This is a genomic window from Virgibacillus pantothenticus (genome assembly GCF_018075365.1).
Lineage (GTDB): Bacteria > Bacillota > Bacilli > Bacillales > Amphibacillaceae > Virgibacillus > Virgibacillus pantothenticus.
The window spans coordinates 1397376-1418859 of the sequence record NZ_CP073011.1; the positions used below are offsets into that span (position 1 = coordinate 1397376).

A 21484-nucleotide genomic window follows, 5' to 3' on the forward strand; every position below is an offset into this window, starting at 1 on the left:
AGCGATTCTTCTATTTCTTATCCTGAGATGATTGTTTTGTAGTTAGTAGTTTAATATAAAGAAGAGTTCCTTTAATGTGAATATTTTTAACGCATGCAAAAATAGAAATAAAGGTACCGTTTTCTTGACGCTTGAAACAGTTAGAAGTACAATAAACATGTCACAATTGTACAATGTCAACTCGTCGTACTTTCCTTTTTTGAGAAATGTAAGAGTTGAACTTTTAAATATGTACAACATTATGAAACTAACTACTGATCAAATTAAGGGGGGGAACACATTGACAGAGCATCGTGAGTTTCTAACAAGAAGATTGCACTCGTTATTAGGTGTAATTCCAATCGGTATCTTTTTGATTCAGCATTTAGTGGTGAATCATTTCGCTGTTTATGGGGAAGAAAATTTTAATAAAGCAGCGGAGTTCATGCACAGTCTTCCATTTAGACTAGTATTGGAGTTTGGAGTTATTTTCATCCCAATTTTGTTTCATGCGATTTTAGGGGTATATATTGTTTTTGTAGCACGAAACAACATGAGAAATTATAGCTTTTTCCGTAATTGGATGTTCTACTTACAGCGAATAACGGGAATCATTACATTTGTCTTTGTTGTATGGCATGTGTGGGAGACTAGAATTCAATTAGGATCAGAAGGAGCAGACTACAGTCTCATGGAAGGAATTCTTTCCAATCCATTTATGTTCTGGTTCTATATGATTGGTGTTCTATCTACTATTTTTCACTTTGCTAATGGTCTATGGAGCTTCTGTGTGACATGGGGGATTACACAAACACCTAAGTCACAGAAAATTGTTACATATGCAACGGTGATTGTCTTCTTGGCGTTGAGTTATGTTGGGGTAAGAACAATCATCACGTTTGCGTACGGTGTCTAATTTAAAGGAACAGGGAGTGGGTGACAAGTTATGAATAAACGAAAAATTGCCGTAGTTGGCGGAGGTTTGGCTGGCTTAATGGCAACAATAAAAGCAGCAGAAGCAGGAGTAAGTGTTGATTTATTTTCAATTGTTCCTGTAAAGCGCTCTCACTCTGTATGTGCTCAAGGTGGAATAAATGGTGCAGTCAATACGAAAGGGGAAGGAGACTCTCCTTGGCTTCACTTTGATGATACAGTGTATGGTGGAGATTTCTTGGCAAATCAGCCGCAAGTAAAAGCGATGTGTGACGCAGCACCTGGAATTATACACATGTTTGATCGTATGGGTGTTATGTTTAACCGTACACCGGAAGGATTGCTGGACTTTCGCCGATTTGGTGGAACACAAATGCACAGAACAGCATATGCAGGGGCAACCACAGGGCAACAATTGCTTTATGCGGTAGATGAACAAGTACGTCGCTATGAAGTAGAGGGCCTTGTTACAAAATATGAAAACTGGGAATTTGTTCGGGCGGTAATTGATGAAGAAGGCATTGGTAGAGGAATCGTAGCTCAAAATGTGAAAACACACGAGATCAAAGCATTTCCGTCTGACGCAACTATTTTTGCCACTGGTGGACCTGGAATTATCTTCGGTAAATCTACCAATTCAATGATTAATACAGGATCTGCTGCCAGCAAATTGTATCAGCAAGGGGCAAAATATGCGAATGGCGAATTTATTCAAATTCATCCAACTGCCATCCCAGGTGATGATAAATTACGATTAATGAGTGAATCTGCTCGTGGTGAAGGTGGCAGAATTTGGACATATAAAGATGGAGAGCCATGGTATTTCTTAGAAGAGAAATATCCAGCTTATGGAAACCTTGTACCAAGAGATATCGCAACACGTGAAATATTTGATGTATGTGTTAATCAAAAGCTTGGTATTAACGGTGAAAACATGGTGTATTTGGATCTATCTCATAAAGATCCGAAAGAGTTAGATATAAAGCTAGGCGGAATTATTGAGATTTATGAGAAATTTGTTGGCGAAGATCCTCGAAAAGTGCCGATGAAAATCTTCCCTGCTGTCCATTATTCTATGGGTGGACTGTGGGTTGATATTAATCAAATGACTAATATTCCTGGGATTTTTGCTGCGGGAGAATGTGATTATTCGCAGCATGGTGCTAATCGACTTGGTGCTAACTCACTATTGTCGGCCATTTATGGTGGGGCTGTTGCTGGTCCAAAAGCAATGGAGTATATTGAAGGTTTAGATAAACATGTGGATGATTTGTCAGCTAACTTATTTGAAGAAAATGTAAAAGTTGAACAAGATAACTTTGATAAGTTAATGAGCATGGATGGCGAAGAAAATGCCTATCAACTTCATAAAGAGCTTGGTCAGTGGATGACCGACAATGTTACCGTAGTGCGTGAGAATAAGAAATTACTAGAAACAGATGAAAAGATTCAAGAGCTACTACAGCGTTTTGAAAACATTAATATTAATGATACATCTCGTTGGAGCAACCAAGGTGTCATGTTTACACGTCAACTGGAAAACATGCTTCATCTAGCTCGTGTCATTACACAAGGCGCTTATAATCGAAATGAGAGTCGCGGTGCGCATTATAAGCCAGAATTTCCGGACAGAAATGATGAAGACTGGTTAAAAACCACTATTGCAGAGTTTGATATGGAAGAAAAGGCACCAAAGTTTTCTTATGAGGATGTCGATATTTCATTAATTAAGCCTCGTAAGCGCGACTACACGAAAAAAAGCGAAGGGAGTAAGTAAGAATGGCTGATAATAAAACAATTACGTTTATTATAACTCGACAAGACAGCCCTGATTCTAACTCCTATAAAGAAACGTTTAAAGTACCATATAAGCCAAATATGAACGTTATTTCTGCATTGATGGAAATTAGACAAAATCCGGTTAATGCAAATGGGGAGAAAACGACACCAGTACAATGGGATATGAACTGTCTCGAAGAAGTATGTGGTGCATGTTCCATGGTGATCAATGGGGTTGCAAGACAATCTTGTGCAGCACTCGTGGATCAGCTTGACCATCCGATCCGCTTAGAGCCAATGTCAACATTTCCAGTTGTTCGTGATTTAATCGTTGACCGCGAACGCATGTTTGATGCGTTAAAACAAGTGAAAGCGTGGATACCAATCGATGGTACACATGATTTAGGTCCTGGTCCACGTATGCCCGAAAAGAAACGCCAATGGGCTTACGAATTATCTAAATGTATGACATGTGGCGTCTGTTTGGAGGCTTGTCCAAATGTGAATGACAAATCCAATTTCATTGGACCTGCTGCCATATCACAAGCTCGTTTGTTTAACGCACATCCAACCGGAGCGATGAATGCAAGTGAACGGTTAAATGGATTGATGGAAGACGGGGGTATTGATGGTTGCGGAAACTCGCAAAATTGTGTGCAAGTATGCCCTAAAGGTATTCCATTAACAACCTCTATTGCTGCAATGAACCGAGCTACAAACATTCAAGCGTTTAAAAACTTCTTTGGAAGTGACAACGCACATTAACATCTAGTTTTGACAAACGGCCCTCTGCCTCTAACCAGGCTCTGGGCTGTTTTTCCACTTGAAAAAGTGAGAAATTTTCGAATAGCGGTTGTTTTGGCGATTTTGTTTATTTATCCACGTGCACATTCAGGCAATATTATTGCTCCACATTATTTGACGTCGGGAAATATTTTTCATATGCAGCCTGGGGAAGTCATAATGTAAATTCCAGCATACTAGTAAAAGGGGTATTAACATTAACTCGTGTATAAGTTAACTTGTTGACTAGGAAATCTATAATGTCTCTTTGCTTTTGGCATAGGACAAGTAGGTAGTTAGGTGGAAAAAGGTAGCTAAAATAGTATGTTTTTTTGATAACGAATTACATAACTGTGCAAGTATGAAAGCTCAATAGCCGTTAGAGCATTCTAAGCCAAAGCATTATATATCTAATTGATGAGGTGAGTGAAAGCATGAGAATTTCTTATATAGAAGATTTAAATCAGTGGCGATCGTCATTTTCATTTTCCATCCCGGTTACAGTTCGTTTTTCTGAAACAGATTTATTCGGACACATGAACAATACAGCAGCGTTTATTTATTTTGAACAGGCTAGAATCGAATTTTTAAAAGCAGTTGGCATCTTTGACGGCAATTTGAATATCGATGGCATCCCCGTAGTATCTGATCTGCAATGTGATTTCTTAAAACAATTGTACTTTGATCAAACCGTTGATGTGTATGTAAAAGCGCACCATGTCGGCAGATCATCTGTTGATATTCATTATATGGTACTAGACGACAAACAAGAAATAGCCTTAACAGGACGAGGAAGGCTTGTCTATATTCATGCAAAAACAGGCAAGCCGGTATCATTGGAAGCATCGATGAGAGCTGCATTGTTAGAAAAGTAAAACCTATAAATTGGATCGTTTCGTGTATGTCTTTAGTAATAGTTCATACAGATTCCTGTGTTAAGTGTGGGCTTAATGAGTGAAGTGGTGTGGTTGCTTCATTTCCACAGAGGAAATAAGCCCTTCCAGGAATACCAGTTGAGATTGTGAGGCTTAGGGTTTGGGTTTGCGAAATATGTCGAAATCCTCCATCAAGATTTTTGGCGTTTAAAGGAGTTTATGCTAAAGATAAAACAAATAATAAATAGGAAGATAAAAACGTATTCAAAAAACCTATTTTGTTCTGTTTATATAACACATGCAAACGGTCTTCCATTAAAGTTGCTCTTCGTCCGTAAAATGATCCTTATAATTGACAAAGCTCATCCTTTGATTTCCATACATTTTCCTCCGTCTATATTGAAAGTCTCTAATTACGCAAACTCGGCTTCCCATTACGGAAAGCCGAGTTGATTAGAGCTTTAATTCCCCCATACGAAGGAGCTCTACAACAGCCTGTGAACGCCCCTTGACACCTAGCTTTTGCATAGCATTTGAAATATGGTTTCGGACTGTTTTTTCTGATATGAATAATTCCTGGGCAATTTCTTTTGTGGTTTTATCCTGTACTAATAGTTCGAATACTTCTTTTTCCCGTTTGGTTAATAATTGCTTCGGTTTATACTCGTTGTCCTTCAAATGGTAACCCCTCCTTGCTGTCAATAGAGCTGCAAAATGAAGGGAAATTATTTAGTCAATAATAGCTTATGTGAAAGCAATTAAACGGTGCGTACATTTATAAGGGTTAACTAAAATCTTCTTAGCAGTGAGATTAATCAACAAATTCAAGCCAGATGGGCCCCTACATGAGATGAGTACTCTTGCTTTTAGCTCCAGGTTTGTAACAGCCTTCTCTTAGCGGACAAACTTTCCATTTTTCCACGTCAAAATAATAGGTATCTGTTTGGTTCTTAGCGACCCCTTTCTTTCCTTGGCGTGCTTTCCGAATCGCCAAATGTCCAGCTTTACAGACATACATTCCTGCATCTTTATTAAATTCAAACTCATCTTCTTTTTTACCTTGTGTAATGGCTGGGTTTAATTTCGCTACTAAATCTATGTCATTTTTATGGGTGTATTCTATATTACCCTTCTCTGTATAAGCTGTATCTCCAATAATTGTTTCTACTTTTATACCGGCTTTCATACTTCTTTCAATTAGTGTTTCTAGTTGATGACATGGTAGCATAATGAATCATTCTATTTCATCTCATGTTACCAAATCAAAGAGGCACCATAAAGAAAAAACTCTTCTAAAAATGGACAGAGACACGCGGTAAGAGCCATGACGAGGAGGATAGTGAAAATGATGACTGCTTTTTTAATTTCTAAGTTACATGGTCTAACTCCACCGTCTTTAGACGGTATCCGCTTTTAGCCTTATCTTTAGCTGTCCATACTAAGATATGAGGTGAAAAGTATGGACGGATATAAAAAGAATAGCCATGCAGTATATGATATATATAATATTAAAATATCACGTTATTTGGGTAACCAAGTATCGATATAAAGTATTACGTGGAGAAATAGCCGTAAGAACAAGGGAACTAATAAGACAGGGGGTGTGAAGCAAGAGGATTAACCATCTTGCAAGAAAGTGTTGGAAAAGAGCATATTCATTTACTACTAACATGTCCACCAAGTCTTGCGCCAAGTAAAATCATGCAATACTTAAAAGGAAGGTCCTCTCAATTACTTCAAGATCCATTTCCAGAGTTGAAAAAGAGATACTGGGGACAGCATTTGTGGACAAGAGGATATTTCTGCGCAACAGTAGGCAAAGTGGATGAAGAAACGAACGATATATTCCAAATAGAAGATTGAGTTCAGTCAACGTTTAACGTGCTTTAGCATGGGATTTCAGATGACTTGAGTCTTTACCATCGTCTTTAGCGAAGAGCCACATTTTTTTGCTGTTCTCTTATACTTCTTTTTCTTCTTCAAATCTTCTTTAATCCACTTATCTACTATCTGCTTAACTGAATCCATCACCCGTGCTTTTCGTTTTTGCTTTCTCTTTCTTCTGAACTCTTCCTGATTTGCATACTTACTAACTGTACGTGGGTCAACTTCCATTTTTCTTGCCACATCTGCATAGGTTTCACCTTTTTGACTTACCTCATGTCTGATATAATTAAATGCCAGTCCCTACATTATTAGTTTGCCATAAATAATCAAAAGGTGATGAATTTCAAAATGTTTTACTAATATCTAACACATTTGATTTTTTGACTCCTCCTAAATTAGATGAAAACGAAGAACATCGTATTCAGTATGTAGGTATTAATAGAGCCATGGATAGACTATTTATAGTAACACCTAAACTATTAGAAAAGGATAAAAAAATAATTAAAGAAAATTTTGACATCCAAATAATATATTTGTGAAAATGTATTCAAAAGTATTTTTTATTCAACAAACGGGCCAGATTGTTGAAGATCAAAGATATAAAATGATCAAATTTTTTTATAAAAGTTCAACCAAAATGGGCTGGAAAAATTAACAAAGTATAACCAAATATGCAAGTGATTACTATTAAAATAATTCCCAACTTGCCAAAAAAACAATTAAAGTTATTGATGTTTTTAAGGGAACTGTGTCGTTTTATGACGATTTAAAACCTAACTCCAGCTCCAACTCCAACGTTACTGCGCAAACTGATAATACTCAAAGTATTGTTGTAGTTACAGGTGATGAAGCGTAACGGTATTCTTCGATGAGGATAAGACTGCATTGCAGACAAATAAAATGTTAGTGACCAAGAATGGGGTAGGAAATTTCCGAGTTGAGACGTATTTGGACGGAACGCTTGTTAATTCTGAGGATACTGGGATTTCTTATATCACAGATGAAGAAATACTTGCAGAAGAGCCGGTTGACTCTGGAATTCAACCGATGGGTGTAGGCGCAGTGCATCTTGTCTTGTAGCAGTGCTTGGCGTTGGTGGTACGACGGCTTATATTATTGCGGTTGCGTGTGGTGGTTCGTGTGCAGCACCGACACCAGTGACTGACCCGTATGTGCTACATGTATTGGTGCATATGCAGTGCTTGTGCTGGTGGTATCGCTAGAGTGGTAGCTTGTTTCAAGTATTTGTGAGTATTTGTGAGGTGATTTGATGAACAAGGTTTTGGCGACTTCGATTTTAGGAATGGGTTTAACTGGTGCCGTTTTAATCATCTCGATCGCACTGTTATTTAAATCTCCAATAGGAAATGTGTTGAAGGTGGTTACCGCTGCTTCAGTAGTAGCTTTTGTTATATTCGCTGTTTCAGCTTTAGTATTTCGTCGGCGGTTAGATGAAAAAAGAGAGTAATATATTTATTAAATTAATAAAGTCGGTATTAAGGAGTAGACAAATTTGTCTACTCTTTTGTTGTTTGTTCTATGTGTGGTTGGTGCGGATACCCCCGAGTTTGGACAATAAATACTCTTAAACTGTGTGAGATACATATCAAATATCGTGCTCCGTGCGTGCGATGTGGATTACGTCATAATGTTACATAATATGTTTACGATTGTATACACAGTGTAAGCCGGAAAGGGCAGCCCTTGATTTAACAGAAGCGGTTACAGGTTACAAGATCATTAGGATTGGATTATTAAAGGCAAGAAAATTGGCACATGGAATTTAACGATTAAGGCGTTTTCCATTATACCAGCTAATAATTGCCAATACTAATGGATGAAAGTAACTTAATATTCATGTTATACTAAAAAACAGGCAAACTGAATAGCCTTTTATTTAAAAGGCAAAAAATTAATAACTAGAGTCTAACGCGCCTTAATTTTGATCTACGAAGACTTCTTGGTGTTTTAATATCGCATAAATCCAATGAGCAAGCTTATTTTCACAAGCGATTATAGCGACTTTATGTGGTTTTCCTTCATCGCGTTTACGCTGATAAAAAGCAGTAAGTTTCTTGTTTCGATTTCTTGCTAAACCGCATGTACAGCCATGTATAGAGATTGTCGCAATCGTGATGAGCCTCTCTTTGTAATGCGATTAATTGAAGCTTTGTACTTACCTGATTCAAAGACAGATGGATCCAATCCGGCATAAGGAACTAGCTTTTTAGGTTTTTCAAACAGTGCTACATCTCCGATTTCGGATAAGATTGTTGCCAATATCTTATCACCGATTCTCGGAACGGATTGGATAATCTATAGTTTTCAAAAGACTGTGCTAACACATTTATCTCTTTCTGTAATTCCGATAAATGTTCTTTATACAAAAGAAGTTGAATATACATACACAAACTTACAAGTTGTCCATGGCTATTTGAGATTGAAAAGGATTACGCTCTGTTGCTTCTTTCAGTTGCGCTGACCTAGAAAAAAATAGAAAAGTACAAGGGCTACACAACTTAGATTCATTGAAAACCTCATTTTCTCAAATAAATATATTACAAGATACTAAGCATTTTTCACATTTTTATAGCGTGAAACTATTTAAGACCTACTTGTTTGACCTAATAAAAGGTCAAACAAGGCTTATACCATTCAAAATATAACTTAAAAGGAAGTTGATCCATAAATGGGACTTGTAGTAATCTTAGCTGAAAAACCAAGCCAAGGAAAAGCCTATGGCGATGTGTTTCAAAACGTCAACAAACAAGACGGGTATCTAGAAGTACAAGATAGTCGTTTTTTTCATGGAGAAAAAGCATATATTACCTGGGGATTTGGTCACTTAGTAGAACTTGTGCCTCCCGAAACGTATAACCAGACATGGAAGAAATGGGATTTGAATAAGTTGCCCATCATGCCTGATGCGTTTCAGTTTCAAGTAGCCAAAGATAAACGAAAGCAATTTCAGGTGGTAAAACGTTTATGCGACCAAGCGAAAGGTATAATTATCGCCACAGATAGTGACAGGGAAGGGGAAAATATTGCGAGAAGTATTCTTCAACAAGCTGGTGCAAGCTATAAACCGATAAAACGATTGTGGATTAATTCTTTGGAAGTGGAAGAGATTGAAAAAGGGTTGCAGCATTTACAAGATGGGAATAACTATATTCCTTTATATAAAGAAGCACAAACAAGACAATATAGTGATTGGATAGTCGGCATTAATGCTTCTCGTTTATACACGCTACTTTTACAAGAGCGAGGGTTACAAGGGGTATTTAGTGTCGGACGCGTACAAACGCCAACGCTCTATTTGATTTATAAACGTCAAGAAGAAATTGCAAACTTTACGTCCCAGCCATTTTTTGAGCTGGCAGGAAATGTGACGATACATGAACAAAGCTTTGAGGCTAAGCATAATCAGCGCTATGATACGAAACAAAAAGCGATGGCTGTTTTACAGACGTATGGGATTCAAGAAGGCGAGCAAGCTGGGAGGGTAAAAGAACTAGACAAGGCACAAAAGAAAACGAGGGCCCCGAAGCTGCATTCTTTATCTACTTTACAAACAAAGATGAATAAACAACGGAAGTATAGTCCATCTATGGTGCTAGAGATTGTTCAAGGGTTGTATGAAAAGAAATTGGTCACCTATCCTCGAACGGACTGTCACTATATTACGGAAAATGAATTTGCTTATGTGAAGCAAAACTTGACTGCGTATCAAAATTGTTTAGGCGTTTCTTTTTCTGTGAAGTATCCCGAAGCAAGAAAATCCTACGTAGACAACTCGAAGGTGCAAGAGCACTACGCCATTATTCCAACTAAACAAGTTCCACAGCTGGATCGTTTGGCGGAAAAAGAAAGGCATGTGTATCGAGAAATTTTAGCGACAACCTTGGCCATGTTTGCACCCGATTATGAATATGAAGAAACAAAAGTAACCATTGATGTACGTGGGTTAAGCTTTTATAAAACAGGAAAAGTAGAAAAGAATCGAGGATGGAAGGTTTTATTTCAACAGGAAAAGCAACAGCAAAAGGAACAACATACGCAGCTTCCTACCATGAAACAGGGCGACGCTTGTATGCTAGACGTATTCATTAAAGAAGGGAAAACGCAACCTCCGAAGCCGTATACGGAGGGGAATTTAATTCAGGTGATGAAACATGCAGGGAAGGAAGTTGAGGATGAAGAGGCAAAGCATATTCTCAAGCAAAAGGAAGGCATTGGAACAGAGGCTACTAGGGCAAGCATTATTGAAACGTTAAAACACCAACAGTACATTGAAATAAAGAAAAATGTTGTGAGCGTAACATCAAAAGGAAAAATGCTTTGCCAAGCAGTAGATGGGACATTGCTAGCCAGTCCAGAAATGACCGCAAAGTGGGAAACCTACCTAGCTAAAATAGGGAGAAAGGAAGGCTCTCAAGATAAATTTGTAGCTAATATAAAGAAATTTGTTGCTTATTTATTGGAACAAGCACCTAATCAAGTGGCAACGCTAAAAGGTGAAATCAACCAGGTAACAGAGAATCCCTATGTTGGCGATTGTCCGATGTGCCAAACAGGTAAACTGCAAGATAAGGGGAAATTTTACGGATGCAGTGGCTATCAAAAGGGATGTACATTTAGCCTTCCCAAAACAATGTTAACGAAAAAGTTGCCACAAACAGCTGTTCAATCTCTTTTAAAAGGAAAGCGAACGAATTTGATCAAGGGATTTAAAAGTAAGAAAGGGAAAAAGTTCGATGCGTATCTAACGTTGGACTTAGAAGGGAAAATAACCTTTGAATTTCCGAAGAGGAACAAGGGGAAATCGTAGTTTTCTATTTTGGGTGAGGTTAGAGCTGTGCCTTAAGCTAACACAGCTCTAACTTTCTTACCTACACGCAAGATATGCCTCCAGTTATCTCACAAACTGTATAAATTTTAACTAAACAACCTTTCACCAAAACCCCTGTTTCAGTTTAACATGTTCATAGTTCGCCTTGTAAACACGATCCATTTCTTGAAGCTGAATGATGTTCTCTATAAAGCGGTTCATCAATGCATGACTTGCTTTTCCATCAAAATGTTGATTGACTTTGGTTAAAATATTCTGATGTTTTTGGGAAAGTGACCCAACTGCGTAACTATGCTCTAAGTATAGCTTTGTAATATCTACATTCTCTTCTAAATCCAGTTTGATTTGTTTCTTTAACGCTTCTTTTTGCGCATTGGTTTCCAGATAATCTTTCCACCAATCACTCATACTACTCATTACCACACCACCCCTTATTGACGTATTTGGAGCCATTGGGCAAGTATTTGATCCATTTGTTTAAAATCTTTACTCATTTTTTCCATGTTATAAGCTATTTCCCCCGTATCATGTTGGCTTTTTCGCAGTTTTTCCAGAAGATGTTCAAATTCATTTATATCAATTAATAATGGTGTACCATCACTCTCAACATCCACTAGTTCACGAAAAATTTCATCGACATGAGCAGTGTTTAATTTATCGTATTTTCCTGAACCGACCCTATTTCTGTATGTATTTCTTAACTCTTTCATTGTAGCTAGATGGTCGTCAAGCAATCTGGTTAGCGCAATTCTAGTGGATGTGATTAATTCCTCGCTCTCTTCCATCTCCATGGCTAATTGATACATAAGCTCTGTTTGAATACGGATATGAAAGTCATGAACGCCACTATTTTTCAATTCCAGAGGAGAGGATTGTAACTGTCCTTTAATTTTTTCACCATATAATAAGTGGGGAAGGAAATATCCTTCTTCATTATACATATCCTCGCTTACGTAGTTCTTGATACGATGGGTCTTAAGGGTTTTTCCATTGTTCTCTGCTGGATCACCGACATAATATACAGAACCAACAGAGTGCTCATAAAACGTCCCCACGAAGTCGTCGGGGTACGTGTAAGAAATAATATTATCTTTAAATTCCCCATTTAAAGCCCGTTCTTGATCTTCTTTGGATAACAGATCAAACACGTCAGCTGAAGCAAACGTAACAGCGTTTGAGTCATGTTTGACAGCGAAATACTGCGCAAGCCCTCCCCCTAGAGAATGCCCGGTAAAAACGATGTTGTTTGCACCATGCTTTTTTACATATTTTTCAACAATGGGGGCAGCTTCTGTAAATTGATTTTTATTCGTATACGTGAGGGTTTTATCTTTGGAGTTGAGCTTTGCCCTTCCTGTTGTTAAAGCAGCGTCTTGAGATGGAGTTGCTAGATAAGGTGTTTTTCCGTATTCTTTTTTGGTATAATCGGAATCACCAAGAATAATTCCATGGAGATCTTCTTCATAATCTTTAAGAGAATCTGGTTCTGTTCCTCTGAAACTGATAACGATTTCATTTGTAGCGGGGTTTTGGAGTACGTAACCGTCTAATCCAGTATCAGGGTTTTTAATGGTTTCGGAAATTTCCCACTTTATTTCTTGTTTTTTAATATTTACAAGAATATAGTTAGAATGATCCTTATAATTTTGTCTGGAAATCTCCGCAAATTCGTAATCGCTTATCTTTGGCATAGGAAAACTCCTTTAAAAATATGAGGTGACTTTATGAGAAAATTAATTTTTATAATTATAATAATTATACTATTAGGAGGTTGTAATGTGAACCCGTCCAGCAATAATTACGATGAAAAGATTATTACAAAAGCAAAAAACACTGTGGAAAGCTATTTGGTAAACAATTACCAAAATATAAACGAAATCGAGTTCAGTGACGACACAAATGATCCAATGGGTGGCTTAATGATTAGTGGAACTATAAATAATGAAGTAGGTTTTTCTGCTAGTGTTGACCCTGAAAAATTTGTGGTTAAAAGCTTAGGAACAGATGAAGGTTTCCCTCCTAAAAAAGAAGAGTGTGAAGGTAAGGTCTGCGACTATTAAATGAAAATATTATAAATATAAAATAAAACTCCTAGTATATTATTAATTTAAGGTCATCTGTTCTATCTCTCAAAAGCTTTGAGCAATGTATTTTTTTGTTCTAAGCTTTTTTTATTTGTCGAAATAAAGTTGTATAGTTGGAGTTACCAAGAAGTAACTCTGGCTTTTACTGTGGAATTTACCATTTTTTATCCTCCATCTTTTGATATTAGTTCAGTTAGGATGTGATACGAATGAAGAAACTTTTCATTCCAACAATATTTACTGTCACAATTATACTATTAGGGGGTTGTAATGTGAAATCAAACAATGAAACTTATGATCAGGCAACGAAAGAAAGGGCTCAAGAAGCTGTTGTGCAATATATTAAGAATAATTATGAGGGGATAAAGTCTGTCGAGATTGTTGACATCTATCAAAGTCCGATGGGGGGCTTGACCGTTGATGGAATCATTAATGAAGGGGAAGCTGATTTTTCAGCTGGTGTAGAAAGTAATTATAAAGTGGGCAGCGTAGGGTTGAGTGAAGGGTTTCCAGAAAGGAAAGAAGAATGTAAAGAAAAAGAATGCGACTATTAGAAAATTATAAACAGTAAACCAGATATACTTTTTGCATACGAATTCTATACGAAAATCAATGATTTACATGATACATTAATAACATAGGTCATCCCCCTAAAAAGCTGTGAGCAAGGTACTTCTTGTTCAAAGCTTTTTCTTTTTATCTAATTACACAGAATGTAGGAGGTGCAATTTTAAGGCCAACTGTATTTTTAAAAACAACAATTAACAATTGGAAGGAGAATAAGAAAATGAACACAGAAAAAGATCTAAGAAGAAAGTATAGTGATCTTCTATTTGCCAAACAAAATGAACAGAAGTACCCAGATCAGAAAGGCTATGGAAAAAAGCGTGAGAAGATAGAAAGACAATATTGGGATGCCGTACTTAAATCGAAGTTACCAAAAGAGCAGTTAGAAACCATGGAAAAACAGGTGATCAATGAGCTTGAAGAATTTGCTGAATTGTACAAGCAAAATGTGGAGAATGATTTAGACAGTGATAAAGAGAGACAAACTTTTAGAGAGCTGTTTAAACATAAAGTTCTGGAAGATATAAGTGAGCATGAGCCAAAACAGCAAAAAGAAGAGTCTCCATTTAATAAGCAGCAATATGAAGCCAAAGCGAAGGAATTTGAACAAAGATATGGTTATGACGTTGTTTATGCGCTTAAGAGAGAGGTATTAGATGAAATCAAAGAAATGGATTTAACGCCAGCTCAACGGGAAAAACTTCAGCAGATAGAAACGGAATTAGAAAAAGAGAAAAAATGCACCAAGAATTAGCCGACACGCAAAAAAAAACAGAAAACAAGAAGCAAATATCCAAAGAACAGGAAATAGAACGATAGAAGCTCCCTTTAAGCAGAGGGAGTTTTTTAATGGAGTTGAAGGTGAGTATACGCGTAATAATAAAATAGACAAAAAACAACAAGTTGAACAATTGACGAATGAAATGGATCAGGCTATTGAGGATTATTTTGCAACTCCTGAACAGCTCAAAGAATATTTAAGTTAAGTGTAATATATCTCAGTATATAGTATAAGTGATAAAGAATCGTTAATTCTATTACAGTATATAAATTAGTATAACTTATTCACTGCCTATAAATTCATTTCAGAATAAACATTCCATATATTTTTTACTTTTAGTATAATGCAACTAAAGGGGTTACATTGAAATGATTACCAATGGGGATAGGAGGGGATGTTCATTAAGGCGCTTTATGTAAGCGACCTTCATAGCTATATTGACAAAACCATATCACAGCTAGAACAAATACATACACAAGTAAAAAACATCCAGAAGAGCATAGAGGGCATTATAGCTTTGGAGGATGCATTTAAAGGGAAAACGGCTAAATTCTATTCGAACCTTCTATCAAGAGGTACACATGCCATTTCTGTTGTTCCTAGAAGGTTTTATTGCGAATTACTCCGATACTTTACAGGAAATGAAAAAGTCGGTTCGGGACATGGAACCAAACAAAGATGGGGTTATTCGTGAGGATTTTCTTTCTCAAGATGTGCAACGAAGTTTTGAACGAATGGAACAGATTACCATGGCGTTAACGGATGAGGCAAATGCTGTTCTTCAGTCTGTAAGGGATATCGTTGACATTCCCAATACAAACGATGGGGAATTCCTAGATAAAGTACAGCATGCGAAAAAGCTGAACCGTCAGACGATAGAGAAGCTCCACGCTTTTGATCGCCATAATACAGCTAAGCTAGAACCCGTAGAACAAGATATACGAACGATGAAGAATTATATTAGTCAAATCCGTGAGCTAGGAAACAATGGGAAGTTACGTATTGATAGGTATCAAGCAAGGCAACTAGCTGATCAAAAGTTTCATCAAGAACTTATGGATGGGCTAATGAGAAATAGTACAAAAAATGCCCTACATTCGGAAGTGATACTGAGTGAACTGTTAAAATTTGCTTCTTCCAGATTTATTCCATTTGCAACTACAGTGATTAACTATTTGCAAAGATACTTTCGGTTTAAGACAATGATTATAGTTACAAGTCGTTACAAGCGGTTATTGCAGCAAGTGGAGATCAACTAACTACAAATGAATTCGCAACACTGGAAAAACAAATTGTATCTAAATTAAAGGTGTCTGATTACAAAAGAGAATGGAATGGCGTTTATTATACCTTGGCTGATGGCAGAAAAATTAGAGAGTATAAGTCAAAAACAGGTGATGTCCAGTATGAAATAACTGACACTATCCCTGGAAACCGATGGAAGCCAAGAGAACCTGACAAAGGGTGGCTGGATAGAAAAGTAGAAGACATAGGAGATACGGGAGGAAAAATAGTAAAGGGGACAATTGATTTTCTGTTTTGGGATGATGTGAAAATGGTTATGGACGGTGACACCACTAAAGGTGAAAAAGTAATAGCTGGAGCTTCTCTGGTACCAATAGGGAAAATAGCAGGAAAAGCTTGGAAACTGATTAAGGGAGAAGGTAAGTTAAAGCTTGGTAATGAAAATACTGGTAAGATAGTTACAAGTACCAAAGGTAATAGTGTTAGAATTATAAACAAGAAATATGCTGGAAAAACATACAATCTATCTGGTGATTTGGCTAAAAAATATCCGAATGGTGTTAAATTTACAAAAGAAGGATTCCCGGATTTTAGTCCTTATTCAAAAGTGAGTATAAAAATAGATGGTTTAAAAGGAAATACCTCTAGTGACTTTACAGCAGCTAATAAATCTATTGGTTTAAAGGCTACCCCTAAAGGTTACACTTGGCACCATGTAGAAGATGGAAGGACTTTAATGTTAGTGCCAACTGATTTACATCAATCTGTGAGACATACTGGTGGGGTTGCATTAATTAGAAAAGGATTGGCTCCCTAATTTATAATAATTTGATAAAGAGGTGTAGGTTATGATTGAAATTGAAGCAAGTAATGTCAAGTTTGATAAAGCAGAATTCAGTGATTTTGAAAACAAATTAGGCACTAATTTACCAGTAGATTATGTTTCTTTTTTAAAAGAAAAGAATGGTGGAACTCCCGAGCCAAACATTTTAGAATTATCTACTGGAGAAATAAATTCAATATCAATAACAGATTTTTTTGGCGTTAAATTAGAGGAAATCAATGATCTAAATTCACAATATAATATATATAAGGGGCGAATACCAAGAAATAATATACCGATTTGCAGAGTTGAGGGAGGCAATATAGTTTGTCTGAATGTTGAGGACAAAACTATTAGTTTTTGGGATCATGATATAGAGCTTATAAAGGAAGAATTAAAACCAAGAAATCCATTAATATATATTGCCGAAAGTTTCAATGATTTTCTAGAAAGTATAAAGCCCTATAACACTGAAGATGAAATGGACGATTACAAAGTTAAAAATGTTTGGATTGACCCTGAGTTTTTAAAGGAAATAAAAAGTGATTCTAATTGACTTAATATTTATCGGGTTTTTCTTATAGTCAAGACTAACAGTTATATTTTGCATAACCCTTGATAGAGTGAGCTTATCAAGGGTACATTTTGTGATTTTCCTATTTATGCCTTCAGAATCATTGAAAAAGGAGAAGATGAATGTATATGGGATATGATCCGGGTGTGTCAATAATTTTGATTTGAATAAATAAAAACTGATAATTATACGGATGTATGTAACCGTAAAAATATTTTACGATTACTTATATAAATATAAAGTCATCTATTTTATCACTCATAAGCTTTGAGCAATGTATTTTTTGTTCTAAGCAGCACCAGGTGACCGTTTAACTACAGGAGAATTTTCTACCATTGAGCACCAAGTGGTTTCTAAAGTAAAGATCTCGGACTATAAGAAAGAATGGCATGGTGTATACTATACGCTAATTGACGGTAGAAAAGTCCGTGAGTTTAAAGAATCTGATGGTTCCGTGACGTACGAATTGGTATCATCAATTCCAGATGATCGGAGGCAAAATGCATGTCAAAAGTCTGCTCAAGCGTTTCAAGAGATAGGTTCGGATGTATTAAAAGCAGCAGAGGATAGAAATGAAGCTAAATTCGACTCTTTTTTATGATTTCGGAAATTATATTACTTTTGGTGCATTGAATACGGGACAGGACTTTTCAAAAGGTCTTCAGGTCCAGGCAGAAAATATGTTGAATACACCAAAAGACTTTGTTAACTGGTTTACTGTTGGTGGAGTAGACATGATGCATGGGACAATAAGTCCTGAAGAAACGTATTCCAAAGAACATTGGTTATCTAGTTTTGGTTTGTTTTCAACGGTTTTTGGTACAAAGTCGTTCCTTTCTAAGCCAAAATCTGGTAGTAAGTTTGCGGACCAAAACGACGTTGGAGAAGTAATTTCTAAAAATAATACGTATACAAGGTCCTCTCTAAAAATTCCTACGATGTTGAATATAAAGGAATGGATGAGAACACAAATACCTAAAGTCAATGTAGTTAATGATACAACAGGGAGATATCACTTTGTTTTAGACAGAGAGAACGGTGCAGGAAGTAGTCATACTCAAAAGAAGGACTTATCAAATGAAGAAGGTAAAAAAGATAATTTTATAGGTTCTCTAAAAGGCGAGAAAATCCACTTAAAGGATGTAACAGTGAAAGAAATTGTATATACTAAGAGGTCGTCAGAAGAAACTGCTAATCTTAGAAAGAAATTTAATAGCTCTGTACGGAAGAATTTTCTTAAAGAATTTGCTAATGATCCTATAAGAATGGAGCGTCTAAAAAAAGCGGGTTTAGACGAAAATGATATTGCCAGAATGAGAGATGGGCGTAATCCAAAAGGCTGGTAAGTTCATCATAACTTACCTTTAGACGATGGTGGGACGAATGATTTTTCTAATCTAGTTCTAATTAGAAATGACCCCTATCATAAAGCAATTACCAACAAACAAAATCTCTTAACAAGAGGTTTGGCCGCTAGAGAAAGTAGGGTAATAAATTGGCCAATGTTTGACAGTGATATCTATCCATTGAAGCCTGTAGAAAGGAAGGAGTATTAGATATGCCTGGTTGGAAAGACTTATTAATAGAGATAGAAAAAATTGAAAAAGAGTATGGAAGTTCACTTAGAAACCCAGTATCGAATACAGAGATTATTAGATTGAAGCAGTGTATTCAGCAAAGGTTAGGAAATATTACACTGCCAGTATCTTATATTGAATTTTTAAAGACAGTAAACGGACTAGACTTTGATGGTTTGGTGATTTATGGTGTTGATAAATTTTTATTAGATAGAGAAATAGATGAGGAAATTGATGGGATAATTGAGACAAACGAAATTTGGTATGAAAATGACTGGCAAAAACAGTATTTATTTTTTGGAGATTCTGATATAGCTTGGTATTGCTATGATCTTGATCAAAACGTATTTTTAGAGCTTGATAAACCATCTGGTAATCTAATTCAGTCATTTGCAAGTTTTGAGTCTATGTTGGAAGAAGCTCTTCAAACAGTTCTATAAATGTGGGGGGAAGATATCAGAAACGAAATTGCTGTTTTGTTAATTAATTGATTCAATTGGAAGTGATGGTTATGAAGTATCTTTCAACCCGAAAGTATTTGATGCAACAAATTAAATTAGTGTTAACCAAATTGAATAATGATGATGCAGCAGAAATAAACACTAGAATTCTCCACCTGATATATACAAGGTATGAACATGCATTAAGAGCACTTGAAAACAATGAAGATATTAAAAATATAAATATTATCGGTGGGGTAAGAGCATACTTAGATAGTTACAGTGATTATCAAAACCCTTTACTAGAAGAAATGCACAAGGTTGAGAATATGAACAAGGAATTATTATCAAAGTAACCTGAATGACTAATATTAAAACCTTGAGTAAGAGAATATCTTTTGAATAAACCTTGATGGGTTAAGAAGCCCATCAAGGTTTAATGCATATTGTAATGCAGAATCCTAATCCTGCAACGGTAATCATTGCTCTTTCCGTAATGTTATAATGGAGTTACACATACTTTGGTATTGGGGAGGGGCAAACATGTTTAAACAGTCGGATGTAGAGGCAACTAAATATAATGACTATAAATACTTGATATACACTCGTGTTTCCAGTGATAAGGATAGCCAAAAAGAATCTGTTCCCAACCAAATTGATATATGTCGATATTGGCTGGAACAGAACAATTATGAGTTTAATGAGAAATCTGTATTAATTGATGAAGATAAATCAGGGACATTATTCCTAGAAAGAACGGCGATGCAATTAATTCTCCAAAAAGCCCGAAATCGGGAAATAAAAATGGTTCTTTTTAAATCCATACATAGATTAGCTCGTGATTTAAAAGATGCTTTGGAAATTAAAGAAGTGTTACTCGGACATGGTGTAAGAGTGGTAACCATTGAAGAAGGCTATGATAGCTATGTAGAAGGAAAAAATGACATGAAATTTGAAATGTTTTCAATGTTTGCTGCGCAATATCCAAAGTCTTTATCTGTTTCCATTAGCTCTGCTCTTGCAGCTAAAGTGCGGAGAGGGGAGCATATGCAGCAAGTGAAACAATTGGAGAATAGTATCGCAAAATATCAAGAGAAAAGCGAAGGTCTTGTTGATCTTTGTCTTGATAAATTGATCGATAAAGTAGAATTTCAAGTTAGGAGAAAAGAATTTGAACAGCAGATAAAAGAAGCCCAGGATAAACTGTTCTTATATAAAAATGAAGAAGTACAGGAAGTATCTGTGAAAAACATCCAACAAGCTTTTAAAACAATTGAAAAAAAGGATCAGGACTTATACCATGTTTTAAAGGTAATCATTGAGTATATAACAGTAAATATAGATGGCAGTGTGGATATCAAATATAATTTTGATTTGAATAAATAGAAACTTAGAAGAGTGCCTTAGAATTCCTAAAACCTTGATGAACTCTAAGGCATTTAAGATTAGTTGAAAACAAAACAATAATATTGAACTTTCATTATTACGGAGTTCTATTTAATAGATGTTTTAGGAATTCTATAGAGTGAGCAGGCTTTGTTTTATGTAACATAGCATGGCAATTCGGGCATACAGGTCTTAAATCAGTAATAGGATCAACTTCATATTCTCTATCAATTGTATGTAGTTCTCTAATGTGGTGAACATGTATGAAATCTTTGCCAAGCTCACCATATTTATTTTCAAAGTTAAAACCACAAACTAAACAACTACATCCATAGTATTCTATACATTTTCTTCTTGCTATTGGATTACGTTCATAGATGTTAACATAAATTTGTTTAGTAGATCCTTCTTTATATTTGCCTGGATTATCTATTTCTTCAGTAATTTTATTTAGGTGAACTTCATTTTTATCATTAAATTGCCATATAATTTTTACTGGTGTAGTATTATCGTAAGTCTTTACTCTAGCGTTTCCTTGATAAATAAAGTCAGTGTTTTCACTGTTCTCACGTGTGAAAATATATACGTTACCCTTAGGATCAAGCATGCTTTGAATAGATTTTGATTGTAATGAATGAGTTTTTTTACCGAACCACTGTAGTTCATCACCAATGAATTTGTTATCGTATATATGACCAGTACGTCCAACAGAGTTAATATTTGCAAATATAAAGATGTCATTATTAAAAGTTGTGTATCCAGTATTCCAGTTTCCTTTCTGTTGATTTTTTGGAACGTTAAAAATTCTATAAACATCTTTTCTGGAATATTTATTTCCGATTTTAAGAAGTAAATTTTTTGAGCTTTTATGACTTTCTCGAAGGTTAGTATTTTTGTTTGAGTTTTGAGAGTTAAATATCAT

24 protein-coding genes and 5 pseudogenes are annotated in these 21484 nt (G+C 35.9%); 22 read left to right on the forward strand and 7 right to left on the reverse strand.

Annotation, left to right across the window (positions count from 1 at the left end; genetic code table 11):
- Positions 1-280 precede the first annotated feature (280 nt).
- From KBP50_RS06520 to KBP50_RS06535, 4 genes are all read left to right on the forward strand, one after another.
- Entirely contained in the window at positions 281-895 is a 615-nt protein-coding gene (locus tag KBP50_RS06520) for a succinate dehydrogenase cytochrome b558 subunit (protein WP_232231304.1), read from the forward strand.
- A gap of 30 nt (positions 896-925) precedes the next feature.
- Positions 926-2689, forward strand: coding sequence for a succinate dehydrogenase flavoprotein subunit (gene sdhA / locus KBP50_RS06525; RefSeq protein ID WP_050353309.1), 1764 nt, complete (start codon positions 926-928; stop codon positions 2687-2689).
- Between the two features lie 2 nt (positions 2690-2691).
- A complete protein-coding gene (gene sdhB / locus KBP50_RS06530; protein WP_050353308.1) occupies positions 2692-3456 on the forward strand; it encodes a succinate dehydrogenase iron-sulfur subunit in 765 nt (254 codons plus the stop codon).
- 452 nt (positions 3457-3908) lie between these two features.
- On the forward strand, positions 3909-4349 hold the full coding sequence (locus KBP50_RS06535) for an acyl-CoA thioesterase (RefSeq protein ID WP_050353307.1): 441 nt from the start codon (positions 3909-3911) through the stop codon (positions 4347-4349).
- 453 nt (positions 4350-4802) lie between these two features.
- Here KBP50_RS06535 and KBP50_RS06540 read toward each other — a convergent pair whose 3' ends face one another.
- Both KBP50_RS06540 and KBP50_RS06545 read right to left on the reverse strand, forming a co-directional pair.
- On the reverse strand, positions 4803-5027 hold the full coding sequence (locus KBP50_RS06540) for a helix-turn-helix domain-containing protein (RefSeq protein WP_010651078.1): 225 nt from the start codon (positions 5025-5027) through the stop codon (positions 4803-4805).
- Between the two features lie 178 nt (positions 5028-5205).
- Positions 5206-5559 (reverse strand): annotated as a pseudogene (locus tag KBP50_RS06545) (IS5/IS1182 family transposase); the annotation flags it as partial.
- Positions 5560-5842: 283 nt separating this feature from the next.
- Between KBP50_RS06545 and KBP50_RS22755 the strand changes: the two are divergent.
- Both KBP50_RS22755 and tnpA read left to right on the forward strand, forming a co-directional pair.
- Positions 5843-5956, forward strand: coding sequence for a transposase (locus KBP50_RS22755; protein ID WP_373688069.1), 114 nt, complete (start codon positions 5843-5845; stop codon positions 5954-5956).
- A gap of 19 nt (positions 5957-5975) precedes the next feature.
- On the forward strand, positions 5976-6212 hold the full coding sequence (tnpA, locus tag KBP50_RS22760; protein WP_373314183.1) for an IS200/IS605 family transposase: 237 nt from the start codon (positions 5976-5978) through the stop codon (positions 6210-6212).
- Positions 6213-6248: 36 nt separating this feature from the next.
- Here tnpA and KBP50_RS06555 read toward each other — a convergent pair whose 3' ends face one another.
- On the reverse strand, positions 6249-6464 hold the full coding sequence (locus KBP50_RS06555) for a hypothetical protein (protein ID WP_050353305.1): 216 nt from the start codon (positions 6462-6464) through the stop codon (positions 6249-6251).
- A 110-nt stretch (positions 6465-6574) separates the two neighbouring features.
- On the opposite strand from KBP50_RS06555, the pseudogene KBP50_RS06560 reads away from it, so the two are divergent.
- From KBP50_RS06560 to KBP50_RS06570, 3 genes and pseudogenes are all read left to right on the forward strand, one after another.
- Positions 6575-6775: pseudogene (locus KBP50_RS06560) on the forward strand (UvrD-helicase domain-containing protein); the annotation flags it as partial.
- 346 nt (positions 6776-7121) lie between these two features.
- Positions 7122-7316, forward strand: a complete 195-nt coding sequence (locus KBP50_RS06565) for a hypothetical protein (protein WP_050353304.1) — start codon at positions 7122-7124, stop codon at positions 7314-7316.
- A gap of 190 nt (positions 7317-7506) precedes the next feature.
- Positions 7507-7704, forward strand: a complete 198-nt coding sequence (locus KBP50_RS06570; protein WP_050353303.1) for a hypothetical protein — start codon at positions 7507-7509, stop codon at positions 7702-7704.
- 468 nt (positions 7705-8172) lie between these two features.
- Here KBP50_RS06570 and KBP50_RS06575 read toward each other — a convergent pair.
- Positions 8173-8715 (reverse strand): annotated as a pseudogene (locus KBP50_RS06575) (transposase); the annotation flags it as partial.
- Between the two features lie 210 nt (positions 8716-8925).
- Here KBP50_RS06575 and KBP50_RS06580 point away from each other — a divergent pair.
- On the forward strand, positions 8926-11064 hold the full coding sequence (locus KBP50_RS06580; protein WP_050353302.1) for a type IA DNA topoisomerase: 2139 nt from the start codon (positions 8926-8928) through the stop codon (positions 11062-11064).
- 123 nt (positions 11065-11187) lie between these two features.
- Here KBP50_RS06580 and KBP50_RS06585 read toward each other — a convergent pair whose 3' ends face one another.
- Together KBP50_RS06585 and KBP50_RS06590 are read right to left on the reverse strand one after the other, a co-directional pair.
- A complete protein-coding gene (locus KBP50_RS06585; protein ID WP_050353301.1) occupies positions 11188-11502 on the reverse strand; it encodes a hypothetical protein in 315 nt (104 codons plus the stop codon).
- 14 nt (positions 11503-11516) lie between these two features.
- Positions 11517-12776: a Tle-like phospholipase domain-containing protein gene (locus KBP50_RS06590; protein WP_050353300.1), complete on the reverse strand. Its 1260-nt coding sequence runs from the start codon at positions 12774-12776 to the stop codon at positions 11517-11519.
- Between the two features lie 33 nt (positions 12777-12809).
- Here KBP50_RS06590 and KBP50_RS06595 point away from each other — a divergent pair, with 33 nt between their 5' ends.
- The 12 genes and pseudogenes from KBP50_RS06595 to KBP50_RS22770 all read left to right on the forward strand — a co-directional run.
- The gene (locus tag KBP50_RS06595) at positions 12810-13145 is read left to right on the forward strand and encodes a DUF1433 domain-containing protein (protein WP_082240991.1); all 336 of its coding nucleotides are present in this window, start codon (positions 12810-12812) and stop codon (positions 13143-13145) included.
- Between the two features lie 296 nt (positions 13146-13441).
- The gene (locus tag KBP50_RS06600) at positions 13442-13723 is read left to right on the forward strand and encodes a DUF1433 domain-containing protein (protein ID WP_050353298.1); all 282 of its coding nucleotides are present in this window, start codon (positions 13442-13444) and stop codon (positions 13721-13723) included.
- A gap of 233 nt (positions 13724-13956) precedes the next feature.
- On the forward strand, positions 13957-14490 hold the full coding sequence (locus tag KBP50_RS06605) for a hypothetical protein (RefSeq protein ID WP_050353297.1): 534 nt from the start codon (positions 13957-13959) through the stop codon (positions 14488-14490).
- 421 nt (positions 14491-14911) lie between these two features.
- Positions 14912-14986, forward strand: a pseudogene (locus tag KBP50_RS22765) (hypothetical protein); the annotation flags it as partial.
- 55 nt (positions 14987-15041) lie between these two features.
- The gene (locus KBP50_RS06615) at positions 15042-15776 is read left to right on the forward strand and encodes an LXG domain-containing protein (protein ID WP_072740921.1); all 735 of its coding nucleotides are present in this window, start codon (positions 15042-15044) and stop codon (positions 15774-15776) included.
- A gap of 50 nt (positions 15777-15826) precedes the next feature.
- Entirely contained in the window at positions 15827-16579 is a 753-nt protein-coding gene (locus tag KBP50_RS06620) for an HNH endonuclease (protein WP_050353294.1), read from the forward strand.
- A gap of 31 nt (positions 16580-16610) precedes the next feature.
- A complete protein-coding gene (locus tag KBP50_RS06625) occupies positions 16611-17141 on the forward strand; it encodes an SMI1/KNR4 family protein (RefSeq protein WP_050353293.1) in 531 nt (176 codons plus the stop codon).
- Between the two features lie 364 nt (positions 17142-17505).
- Positions 17506-17760: a hypothetical protein gene (locus tag KBP50_RS06630; RefSeq protein ID WP_050353292.1), complete on the forward strand. Its 255-nt coding sequence runs from the start codon at positions 17506-17508 to the stop codon at positions 17758-17760.
- Positions 17732-18505, forward strand: coding sequence for a hypothetical protein (locus KBP50_RS22060; RefSeq protein WP_236691438.1), 774 nt, complete (start codon positions 17732-17734; stop codon positions 18503-18505). The genes KBP50_RS06630 and KBP50_RS22060 overlap by 29 nt, the downstream gene beginning before the upstream one ends.
- Before the next feature lie 212 nt (positions 18506-18717).
- Complete coding sequence (locus KBP50_RS06640) at positions 18718-19176, forward strand: YrhA family protein (protein WP_050353291.1); 459 nt, start codon at positions 18718-18720, stop codon at positions 19174-19176.
- A gap of 101 nt (positions 19177-19277) precedes the next feature.
- Entirely contained in the window at positions 19278-19532 is a 255-nt protein-coding gene (locus KBP50_RS06645; RefSeq protein WP_082241016.1) for a hypothetical protein, read from the forward strand.
- 187 nt (positions 19533-19719) lie between these two features.
- Positions 19720-20223 (forward strand): annotated as a pseudogene (locus KBP50_RS22770) (recombinase family protein); the annotation flags it as partial.
- Between the two features lie 436 nt (positions 20224-20659).
- Here the strand turns inward: KBP50_RS22770 and KBP50_RS06655 are convergent.
- Positions 20660-21484 carry a DUF3427 domain-containing protein gene (locus KBP50_RS06655; protein WP_082240986.1) on the reverse strand — a complete coding sequence of 275 codons (825 nt, stop codon included), beginning with the start codon at positions 21482-21484 and terminating at the stop codon, positions 20660-20662.

Coding starts and splice junctions, on each gene's coding strand:
- sdhA (WP_050353309.1), top strand. CDS start 926: ATGAATAAACGAAAAATTGCCGTAGTTGGCGGAGGTTTGGCTGGCTTA.
- KBP50_RS06580 (WP_050353302.1), top strand. CDS start 8,926: ATGGGACTTGTAGTAATCTTAGCTGAAAAACCAAGCCAAGGAAAAGCC.
- KBP50_RS22060 (WP_236691438.1), top strand. CDS start 17,732: ATGAAGCTAAATTCGACTCTTTTTTATGATTTCGGAAATTATATTACT.
- KBP50_RS06585 (WP_050353301.1), bottom strand. CDS start 11,502: ATGAGTAGTATGAGTGATTGGTGGAAAGATTATCTGGAAACCAATGCG.
- KBP50_RS06590 (WP_050353300.1), bottom strand. CDS start 12,776: ATGCCAAAGATAAGCGATTACGAATTTGCGGAGATTTCCAGACAAAAT.
- KBP50_RS22755 (WP_373688069.1), top strand. CDS start 5,843: ATGATATATATAATATTAAAATATCACGTTATTTGGGTAACCAAGTAT.
- KBP50_RS06640 (WP_050353291.1), top strand. CDS start 18,718: ATGCCTGGTTGGAAAGACTTATTAATAGAGATAGAAAAAATTGAAAAA.
- KBP50_RS06625 (WP_050353293.1), top strand. CDS start 16,611: ATGATTGAAATTGAAGCAAGTAATGTCAAGTTTGATAAAGCAGAATTC.
- KBP50_RS06615 (WP_072740921.1), top strand. CDS start 15,042: ATGCATTTAAAGGGAAAACGGCTAAATTCTATTCGAACCTTCTATCAA.
- KBP50_RS06555 (WP_050353305.1), bottom strand. CDS start 6,464: ATGGAAGTTGACCCACGTACAGTTAGTAAGTATGCAAATCAGGAAGAG.
- KBP50_RS06595 (WP_082240991.1), top strand. CDS start 12,810: ATGAGAAAATTAATTTTTATAATTATAATAATTATACTATTAGGAGGT.
- KBP50_RS06535 (WP_050353307.1), top strand. CDS start 3,909: ATGAGAATTTCTTATATAGAAGATTTAAATCAGTGGCGATCGTCATTT.
- KBP50_RS06655 (WP_082240986.1), bottom strand. CDS start 21,484: ATGATATTTAACTCTCAAAACTCAAACAAAAATACTAACCTTCGAGAA.
- KBP50_RS06570 (WP_050353303.1), top strand. CDS start 7,507: ATGAACAAGGTTTTGGCGACTTCGATTTTAGGAATGGGTTTAACTGGT.
- KBP50_RS06645 (WP_082241016.1), top strand. CDS start 19,278: ATGCAACAAATTAAATTAGTGTTAACCAAATTGAATAATGATGATGCA.
- KBP50_RS06605 (WP_050353297.1), top strand. CDS start 13,957: ATGAACACAGAAAAAGATCTAAGAAGAAAGTATAGTGATCTTCTATTT.
- sdhB (WP_050353308.1), top strand. CDS start 2,692: ATGGCTGATAATAAAACAATTACGTTTATTATAACTCGACAAGACAGC.